This window comes from Streptomyces sp. NRRL S-920, assembly GCF_000717945.1.
In the GTDB taxonomy this organism is placed as follows: Bacteria; Actinomycetota; Actinomycetes; order Streptomycetales; family Streptomycetaceae; genus Streptomyces; species Streptomyces alboniger.
Genome location: NZ_JODF01000066.1, coordinates 24,373 through 34,105, shown reverse-complemented (window position 1 = coordinate 34,105; position 9,733 = coordinate 24,373). Strand labels below are relative to the sequence as shown.

General features: G+C 71.8%; 8 protein-coding genes. All 8 read left to right on the top strand.

Annotated elements, in window-relative coordinates; all coding sequences use genetic code 11:
• Positions 1-57 precede the first annotated feature (57 nt).
• The 8 genes from IG54_RS42660 (at position 58) to IG54_RS0131765 (ending at position 9,645) form a co-directional block, all read left to right on the top strand.
• Positions 58-198 (top strand): DUF5999 family protein, encoded by a 141-nt coding sequence (locus tag IG54_RS42660; protein ID WP_199809620.1) that lies wholly within the window; start codon positions 58-60, stop codon positions 196-198.
• 104 nt (positions 199-302) lie between these two features.
• On the top strand, positions 303-665 hold the full coding sequence (locus IG54_RS0131800; RefSeq protein WP_030792611.1) for a hypothetical protein: 363 nt from the start codon (positions 303-305) through the stop codon (positions 663-665).
• 141 nt (positions 666-806) lie between these two features.
• Positions 807-3,377 carry a hypothetical protein gene (locus tag IG54_RS0131795; RefSeq protein WP_030792608.1) on the top strand — a complete coding sequence of 857 codons (2,571 nt, stop codon included), beginning with the start codon at positions 807-809 and terminating at the stop codon, positions 3,375-3,377.
• 319 nt (positions 3,378-3,696) lie between these two features.
• Positions 3,697-4,191, top strand: a complete 495-nt coding sequence (locus tag IG54_RS0131790) for a DUF6197 family protein (protein WP_234336416.1) — start codon at positions 3,697-3,699, stop codon at positions 4,189-4,191.
• Between the two features lie 46 nt (positions 4,192-4,237).
• The gene (locus tag IG54_RS0131785) at positions 4,238-4,822 is read left to right on the top strand and encodes a hypothetical protein (RefSeq protein WP_030792603.1); all 585 of its coding nucleotides are present in this window, start codon (positions 4,238-4,240) and stop codon (positions 4,820-4,822) included.
• A gap of 138 nt (positions 4,823-4,960) precedes the next feature.
• A complete protein-coding gene (locus tag IG54_RS43195) occupies positions 4,961-6,811 on the top strand; it encodes a hypothetical protein (protein WP_234336417.1) in 1,851 nt (616 codons plus the stop codon).
• Between the two features lie 21 nt (positions 6,812-6,832).
• Positions 6,833-7,213, top strand: coding sequence for a hypothetical protein (locus tag IG54_RS0131770; RefSeq protein ID WP_030792600.1), 381 nt, complete (start codon positions 6,833-6,835; stop codon positions 7,211-7,213).
• 98 nt (positions 7,214-7,311) lie between these two features.
• The gene (locus tag IG54_RS0131765; RefSeq protein WP_030792596.1) at positions 7,312-9,645 is read left to right on the top strand and encodes a hypothetical protein; all 2,334 of its coding nucleotides are present in this window, start codon (positions 7,312-7,314) and stop codon (positions 9,643-9,645) included.
• Positions 9,646-9,733 lie beyond the last annotated feature (88 nt).

Sequence of the window (9,733 nt, the reverse complement as noted above, 5' to 3'; positions counted from 1 at the left end):
CCTTCAAAGGCCCGTCATCGACCTCCCCCTGCCCACACCTCGCTCCGAGGAGAACGAATGATCAACACCGACTCCCAATCGAGTGAAGTGCAGAGAAGGAGCCTGCTGTGCAACGCCCTGGTGGTCTTCGACGACACCGGTGAGCTGCTGCCCGACGGCCAGATCATCGCCCCGCACCGGTCCCTCGCCACGGTCTGACGGCTGCCTGATCCGCCCGCACCGACCGCCGAACATCGGCGGCCGGTCCGGGCGATGACGGGGAGCCGGACAGCCCGGACCACCACCCGACACGAGGAGTTGCCGTGCGCGACACCACCCAGAGCACCGCCCCCGCGACCGCCTACAAGCGGGGTCAGTACGTCCTCTACCGCAACCCGGAGATGTTCTGGACCGGGCAGGAGGGCCACACCTTCGTCTGTCGTGTCGAGCGGATCTGCGTGGGCGGCACCACCTACGACCTGACCCCGCTGCCGTCGGGCCGCCAGATCACCGCCGTGAGCCCCGACTACATGCGCCTGCTGCCGGCCATCGACGCGATGCGCGACATCGACACCGCCCCGCTGAACACCGACACGGCCGACGACATGACGGCGGCCGCCATGGCCTGGCTCACCCAGCAGGCCGCGACGGCCAACCGCCGACCGGAACTGCCCGCCCAGCGCTGACCGCCTGTTCCACGCAGACGGCCCTCCGAGTCCCCGGCATTTGAGCTGCCGGGGCCCCAGAGGGCCTGGTGACGACCTTACCCACCGCCGCAGATCCACGGTGCCCCTTCGCGGAGGCGCCCGGAAGAGAAAGGACATTCCGTGGCCACCAAGCCCGCCGCCCGCCGCCGACGCCCCGCGGCGAACCCGAAGCCCCGCAACGGGCGCGCCAAGGCACCGGCGACGCCGACGTCCGTTCCCGCCCAGATCGCCGCCCCCGAGGAGACGGTGCCGCTGGTCTTCCCGGAGGCCGACCCGGTCCTGGCCGACGCCGCCGACCGCGCCGCCGACCTCCGGGACCAGGCCGCCAACGACGTCGCGCGGATCCTCGCCGACGGCCAGGCGCTCGCCACCGAGCTGCTGGACGGCGCCCGCACCGAGGCGGCCTCGATCACCGAGGCCGCCCACGCCGAGCAGTCCCGCCTCCTGGCAGCCGCCGAGACGGACGCCGACCGGGTCCGCACGGAGGCCGCCACCACCGCGGCCGCCGACGCCGACCAGGTCCGCGCCGCCGCCGAAGCCACGGCGGAGCAGCTGCTCGCCGACGCGCGCACGGAGGCCGGCACCGTCACGGCGACGGCGGCCGGTGCGGCCGACCAGGTCCTCGCCGCCGCCAACGCGGCTGCCGAGCAGCTGCTCGCCGACGCCCGCCGCCAGGCGCAGGAGGTCGCCGCCACGGCGACCGCGCAGGCGGAGCAGGTCCGCACCGAGGCCGAGCAGAGTGCCGCGAAGGCCCTCGCCGACGCGGAGACGGTGCGCACCGAGCTGCTGACGGCTGCGGAGCGCACCGCGGCGGAGACCCGCACCCGCGCCACCACTGACGCCGACGAGCTCCTGGAGCAGGCGCGCGGCGAGGCGGAGCGGCTGCGTGAGAGCGCGGGCGCCCAGGCCGCGCAGGTGAAGGCCGGGGCGGAGAAGGCGGCCGCCGAGCTGCGCGAGGACGCCGCCCGCGAGCGGGAGGCGTCCCGTGCGGATGCGGCGCGTACGCGGACGCTGGCCAAGGAAGACATCGGCCGGCTGCGGGCGACGGCGGCCGAGGACGCGGACCGTCTGACCCGCACCGCCCGCGAGGAGGCCGACCGCATCCTGGCCGCCGCTCGCACCAAGCGGGACGCGGACCTCAAGGAAGCCGAGCAGGCGCTGGCGCAGGCCCGGCTGAGGGAAGCGGACGCGGAGGTCACGCTGAAGGCCGCCGACGACTTGGTCGCGGAGGCCGGGGCGCGGATGGCGCGTGCCATGGACCGCACGGAGCGGGCGCTGGAGCGCAAGCGCCTCAAGCTCGAGGCCAAGGGGCAGCGCCGGGACGCGAAGGAGGCCCGCAGGGCGAAGCTGCGGGAGCTGCGGGCCGCGGACCGCGCAGGGAAGCCGTCCGTGGCCGACCGCGTGAAGAAGTTCGTGAAGGTCAACGCGGAGCGGCTGATGGTGATCGGCCCGATCACCGCACCGATGGCCGTGGCGTGGACGGGACAGGCCGGCTTCGCCGAGGACATCCTCGGCTGGGTCGTCCCCTTCACCATCCTCTTCGCGGCCGCCTGGGAACTCAGCACGGCGTTCGTGGGCTGGATGTACCACCAGGCCCGCCAGGGCGGCGACGCCGGAACCCTCTACCGCGTCAGCACCTGGATCTTCGCCCTCGGGGCGGCGGTCATGAACTTCTGGCACGCCTCCGGCGAGCCGGTGCCCGGCAGCCGGGTCTGGGACGCGAAGAAGGAGATCTGGACGGAGCAGATCACCTACTGGCACTTCACCCCGAAGGCGGTCGCCTTCGCCGCCATGAGCATCGTGGGCATGGTGCTGTGGGAGCTGTACGCCTCCCTGATCCACCGCCGCAAGCTCCGTGAGGACGGCAAGGTCGCCAAGGCCCGCCCGTCCATCGGGGCGGTCCGCTGGATCCGCTACCCGCGCCACAGCTGGACCGCCTGGTCGCTCGCGATCACGGACCCGCGCCTGACCACGCTGGACCGGGCCTGGACCGCAGCGGGCGCGGAGCTCGCGGACCGCAAGGCGGCCCGGACCGGTCTGGCCCTGCACCGGGTCGTCGTCCCCCGCCTCGCGGCCGACGACCACGGACCGGCCGCCATCCCCACCGTCCTCACCCTGACCCGCATGGACCGGTCCGGACCGCTGGACAGCCTGGTTCCGGTCCGCCCGGTCCAGCACGGCGGGTACCCGGTCCGGTCCGGTCCGAGCGACCGGAACGCGGTCCACGGTCCGGTCCGGACCGCCGGGGCCACGGACCGGACCGGCGGACCGGCGCTCGCCCTGGAGGCCGGTCCGGCCGGACCGCAGGGCGCTGACCTGCGGACCGGACCCGGTCCGGACCGTGGATCCCGGGCCGTGCCCGCCACCCAGGGCCCGGCGGCCAGCCGGGGCGTGACGGTCCGGACCGCCGATGCCGCTGCCGGACCGCAGGAGCCGGACCGCACCGGACCGGCCGACCAGGAAGACCCGGAGGGTGTTGCCGGTCCGGACCGGGAAGAGGGCGGCGGTCCGGACCTCACGGTCATCACGCTCACGGACCAGGAGCGGACCGCACTGGACCGGCTCCGGACCGAGGGCGAGCCGCTGAACCGGACCAACATCGCCAAGGCGGTCCGGACCGAGGGCGGCACCATCGCCACGGACCGCGCCGGACAGATCGCCGTCGCCCTCAAGCAGCACACGCTCCGCTGACCGGACCGCCCGCACCACCGTCCTGCCGCTCATAGTCGCCCCCGGTCCGCTCTCGCCACCGAGCACGGACCGGGGACGGCCACGGCCGGCAGGCCGCTCGCCCGCACCGCGCCCCGAGCGCGGACACAGCGGGCCAGGCACAACCCGAGCACCACCCGCCCCGCGCCACCACCGCATCCGTCTCCCCTGCATCCAGCTCGGGCACCGCCCCGAGCGGCTGGAGATCCGCGACGCGTGTTCAGGCGCACGAAGGCCCCCCGCTGGAGCGTGATCAGCGGGGGGCCTCGCCTTGTCGACTCACGCAAGAAAGGAGCACAGCATGCCCACGACGACCGGGCGCTTCCCCCGTACGACGACCCCGCCGGCGCCCGCGCTGGCACCCCCCGCGGTGATCCCGCCGGCCCTGGAGATCTGGGCGCCCGACCCCCCGACCTGGGGCCAGCGACTGATCCCCAAGGGGGTCCGGTCCGCGATGGCTGACCTGGGGCTTTGGCAGGAGCCGCGCCCCTTGAAGCCCTCGTTCCACCTGGTCCAGGTGATCGAAGTCCTCACCCGCTACGGCTGGTGCCAGTCCTTCGATTTCTCCCCCACCGGACGGATGTGCATCAGGGGTGCCCAGACCTTTCTGGAATCCACCGGGCACGTCACCGCGATCGACCGGGGGAAGGCCGTGAATTACCTCCAGTCCCAGCTGGTCCGGCAGGGCGTGAACATGCGGTTCTGGGAGTGGAACGACCTTTCCACCAACACTTTCCGGGGTGTGGAGGCCATGATCTCTGCGGCCTCTGACCTGGCGCGTAAGAACGGAGACTGAAATGACGCCGGACGAAGAGAGGGCATTCGAAGGAATTCAGGCCGGAATGGCGGCCGGAATGTCCTTCGGGAACGGCGCGCCGGACGCTTCCCCGTACGCCGACGAAGGGCCGTACGGAACCCCGGTCATGCACAAGAAGGCCGGTCTGACCCGGCGCGGAAAGGTCGCCATCGCGGTGGCCGGAGTGGCGATCGCCGGTGGCGGAACCATCTGGTTCCAGGTCCATTCGGCGGCCGTCGCGAAGGACGAGAAGGAGGCCGCAGCCCTCCAGATCCAGATGAAGAAGCTGGAGCTGGAGGAAATGAAAATCCGCAACGAGCAGGCGAGCAGCGACAAGAAGGCCGCCACCGCCTCCGCCGAGAAGATCCAGGCGGCCATCGACAAGTGCGTGGAGGACTCCTCCGACCAGCGCGGCAAGGGGTACGTGCCGCCGAGGAGTGCCGTCGTGGCGGACTGCAAGCAGCAGTACGAGACCACCGACGGGTCCGGCATGCAGGCCGCCGGCAGCACCCAGGACACCGCGAACGCGGGGAGCGGCGGGATCAACTCCCCCGCCCTGCTGGGTCTCGTCGCCGGTGGCGCCCTGGCCGTCGCGGTGTTCGCCCGCAAGGGCAAGAAGGCCGACGCCTAGTCACGCACGGTGATTAATTACTCCCTCCCTCCTGGCGGAGAGCGCCGGAATCGGACCCCCATGGGCCGCCTGATCGGCTGCTCTCCGCTGGGAGGTAAGGAGTAAGGAACCACCGCGACCACGGAGAGTGAGGAAATCATGGCGACCGATACGGCGCCCCCGATCCCCGCGGGATCCCCCGAACCGCCCGCTGCGCCGGCCGCCAGCACCGCACCGGCACCCGCCGCGGACACCGGCATCATGGCCGCCCTGATGGCCGCGGTGGAACCCGCCCGACCGGTCACCGCGACCGGCGCCGGGGCCCGGCCGGACGGGGACGACCCGGCCGCGAAGGCAGACCCCGACGGGGTGGTGGACCGCTCCTCCCCGGGCGTCACCAGCGAGCAGTTCAAGGCCCCGCAGGACCTGACCGGGGCCGGATCCGACGCCGCCGGCGCCCAGCACAAGGAAGGCGTTTTCAAAACCCTGATCCGGGCGGGCGCGACCCGCTGGGCAAAGGGCGGCGGCACCGCTAACAAGCGCCTCGACCTGGAGAAAGCCAAGGCCAGCGCGCATCAGGTGAAAGAAGCCCGGACCACCACGGTCACGAAATCACCGGGACTTCCCACCCGAAACGGCTCCGGAGGGACCGGAGGAGGGGGCCGCAATTCCGGCGGAAGCAGTGGCGGGAATTCGGGCCGTAATTCCACCGGGAACGGCGCCACAGGGACCGGACGCGGCGGCGCCACCGGAGGCGGCGGGCGTGGCTCGTCCGGGTCGAATGGAAACGGCGGATCCGGCGGCGGGCGCGGCACCAGCGGAAACGGTGGCGGCGGGTCGCCGAAGGACACGAGCCCCAAGGGTGCGAAGGACTCCGGGGGCAAAGGGAAAGACGGCTCCTCGGGAAACGCGGGATCCAGCGGAAAGGCTGGCAAGGACGGAAAGGCCGGTGCCTCCGGGAGCGGCGGCGGATCGACGTCGGGCGGTTCGTCCGGCAGCTCGAAGGACAAGGCCGACAAGGGCAAGGGCGACAAGGTCGACCTGAAGAAGGACGGCGGCGGCGGCCAGGGTTCGGGCGGCTCCTCCGGGAGCAGCGGCGGCTCCGGCAAGAACGGCTCCTCCGGGAAGAGCGGCGGATCCGGCACGAGCGGCGCATCCGGGAGCGGCGGCGGCTCCGGTTCGAGCGGCGGCTCCGGCAAGAACGGTGGCTCCGGCCACAGCTCGAACGGGACCGACACCCGGACCCCGCTCCAGCGCTCGCGGGAGGTCGGTCACGGCGACGGCTCCGCGGTCCGCAACGCGGTCGACCACGTGAAGGCGTACGCGCAGGGCACGAAGGACGGCTACCAGGACAAGAAGGAGGAGAACGCCAAGGAGCACGCCCGGCTGGACCAGGCGCGCACCGACCACAAGGCGAAGACGCAGGACCCGAAGCAGGACGACCCGAAGCAGCAGGGGACGGCGGTGACCGGGCCCAGCGGCCACACGATCGTCATCGCCCCGCCGGACGAAGGAGACGACGGAGTGAGCACGGACGTGAAGCCCCTCCTGGTCAAGGAGATCGACGCGAACACCCTGACCCTGGGGGGCGCTGCCCGGGGGTCGATCAGCCGCAAGGAGCTGCGCAACTTCAAGCAGTACGAGCGGAAGCTGGAGGCCAAGGAGAACCACCTGATCAAGGTGGCCGACGCGTGCAAGTCCCTTGAGGCCGCGGCGGAGGACGAGGCGAAGGACTGCCAGGACCTGGCCGAGCAGGCCAAGGCCGTCGAAGGCGGGGAGAAGCTGGCCGCGAAGCTGACGAAGCTGGCCGACGCGGCGAAGGCCCAGGCGACGGAGGCCGCCGAGCTCCACAAGCGCGCGAAGCGGGCTGCGGAGATGTGCAAGGTCGTCCTGACCAACATCGGGACCCGGTACGCGCCGCTGTACAAGGCCGTGGTCGACAGCGACGAGACGAAGCCCGCCGAGCTCAGGTTCTACAACGACAAGGGCTCCTACGCGCCTGCCGCGTAGCACCAGGAAGGACAGAAGATCATGGCGGAGCTGACGTACAAGGTCCTCGTCAAAAGGACCCAGGACAAGGAGAAGGCCCTGGCCCGCAACGCGGAGGGCGTCAAGACGGCCGCGGAGAACATCAAGGAACTGGCCGACGACACGGCCTCCGACGCGGACGCGCTGGGCGCTAAGAGCGTGGACCGCGACTCCCTGGCGGAGTGCCAGGAGCTCGCGAAAATCATCCGCGGCGTGTCGGAGGCCGCGCTCACCTACGCGTCGAAGACGTCCGACACCGCGAAGGCCGCGAAGGCAGCCGGCGACCAGGCCCGCACCACCCACGCCGGGTTCCAGGAAGCGTTCGACCGCTCCGACGTGACGGACCTGGAGAAGGTCAGCCGCGACTGGTTCGAGCAGGAATAGCACCACCCACACCGGCGCGGCCGGCCCCGGGGATCGGATCCCTGCGGGCCGGCCGCGCCCTTGCGGACCGCCCAGTACCCAGACAGGAGTAGCCCCCGATGTCCACCATCACCAAGACCGTGCCGAACGCGGAGCCTGCGGAGCGCGCCGCCGCGGCGCTCCAGATCGCCCTCCCCGTCGGGGTGGGCATCCTGGCCCCCTACCTGGACCCGAACGCCGCGGCCTACGTGGGCGCCGGTTTCCTGGCCGGTGCCACATTCGCCGGGGCCAACTACATGAACCGCCTGGGCCGCTGGGCGAACCAGCTGCCCGGGATCGACATCGCGCGGGCGCACCGCGACACCATGGGGATCTCCACCATCACCACCGGCATGGGCCTGGCCCTCGGACAGCTGGGCGGAGCCGAGGCATCCGAAGCGCTGATGGCCGGCGCCTTCGAGCCGACCACCATTCCCGGGATCCTGTCGCTGGGCTGGTGGGCCGCAGTCGCCTTCACCGGCTGGCGCCTGCGCCGCGTCTTCGGCCACCGGAAGATCGTGGTGGAGCAGGCGCAGCCGACCGGGCAGGCCGCCCCGGCCAACATCGGTGCCCCGGCCCCGGTGTCCCTGGCCGACAAGATGATCGCGGCCTGGGGGCGCGTGATCAGCGACCCGAAGTCGGGACGCCACCGCAACCAGGTTCTCTCCGACGTCGTGATCTACGCCGACCGCTGGGAGGGACGGATCACCGCCGCGCTGGGCGACTCCGTGAACGTGTCGAAGGAGGCCGTCTCCAGCCTCTTCGGCCGCTCGGTCGACGACATCGACATGAAGTACGGCGCGCACTCCGGGGAGGCGTTCATCACCGTCTGGTACAAGCAGCGCGCCGAGCTGGATCCCTCCACGCTCCAGGGCGCCTGGAAGCGAGTCCAGGCGCGGGTCCTGCCCAAGACCCACCTGGAGGAGGTCGGCGAGGACGTGAACACCGGCGGTCAGGTGGCGCGCGTCGTGGCCGACGACGACCTGGACGCCCTGCCCCGCGTCGTCAACCTCGGGGAGCTGGCCGGTGCGCTGCGCCGTTCCATCGACCTCGTCTCCTACGAGCCGGGCCGCCGCGACCCCAGGCGCGCGATCATCCGCGTCATGGACCACAACCCGCTGGAGGCCGGCCACGACTTCCAGGGCCTGGACTCGCTCAAGGCCACCCCGGGCGGCTGGGTCAACATCGGGAAGATCGTGAGCGGGTTCCCCGCGAAGATCCAGCTGTTCGACCCGAAGCTGGGCGCCCTCCACGTCGTGATCGCCGGTACCACCGGCTCCGGCAAGGGCGGCACGGGCCAGATGATCAGCCTCGCCTACCACGCCAACCGGATGGCCCAGATCTACGGCGACCCCAAGGGCGCCAGCAACCCCGCTATCCCCAAGATGGCGGCCTACAGCGGCCTGACGCAGTACGGCGCCCTGGGCGCCATGCGCCTGTCCTGGTGGGTCCTCCAGCACCGGATCGAAGAGGCCGCCCGCCTGGAACTGAAGAACTTCGTGCCCTCCGACATGCGGCCGTACTGCGCCACGATCCTGGACGAGGCCGCCCAGATGCTGGCCCCGGGCGCACCCAACCGCAAGGAAGCGGTGAAGATCGTCAAGGACGGCGCGTCCCTGACCCGCTCCATGGGCATGCCCTGGGTCCTGATCAACCAGACCGTCAACCTCGACCAGCTGGGCGGCGAGCAGGCGATCCGCGCCAACCTTCTGGCCGGCGGCACCTGGATCATCCTGCGCACCGACAGCGACCAGGTGAACCTGGGCGACCTTCCCCCCGGCTTCGAGGGGATCGACCCCTCCCTGATCCCGCCGGTGTGGGTGGAGGAGGACGACTCCCTGGTCTACGACCCCTCGTTGGCGGAGTCGGACCCGCGCCGCACCTTCGGCCTCGGCTACGTCGCGGCCCCGGGCGGCCGCGCGGGCATGATGCGCATCGACAACCTCGAGGACGCCACCGAGCACATCCGGCCGGAGAACATCCTCGCGCCGGTGGACGTGCCCTGGTGGGGCGACCAGGACCGCATGGAGGAGCTGGCCATGACCCCCATCCCTGGATTCGAGGAGAAGGACGGCGAGGGCGGCACCGGCGAGGCCGGGACCTCGTTCGCCGGCGTCGACCTCCCCAAGGCCAAAGAGCTCACCTCGGAGGAGAAGGTCCTGGCCGCTCTCCGCGACGAGTCCGACCCCATGTACGTCGACATGCTCGACCAGGGCGACGAGATCGACCCCGAGGACATCGACTACGTGGAGCGGGGCCAGCTCCAGGTTGCCTGCGGGGTCGCGGAGTCGACCTTCGCGAACGTCCTGAACAAGCTGGAGAAGGCAGGAAAGATCCACCGGGTCAAGGAAGGCAAGACCTCGAAGGTGGCCCTGGGCCCCCGGCCGGAGGTATCCGGCGAAGAGGCGGCCTGACCGCTGCTCCACCACGGCGCGCTTCCCCCACGGGAGGCGCGCCGTCCCTGTCCCCGCTCAACCCCACCCCCGGCGCTGACCCGCGCCC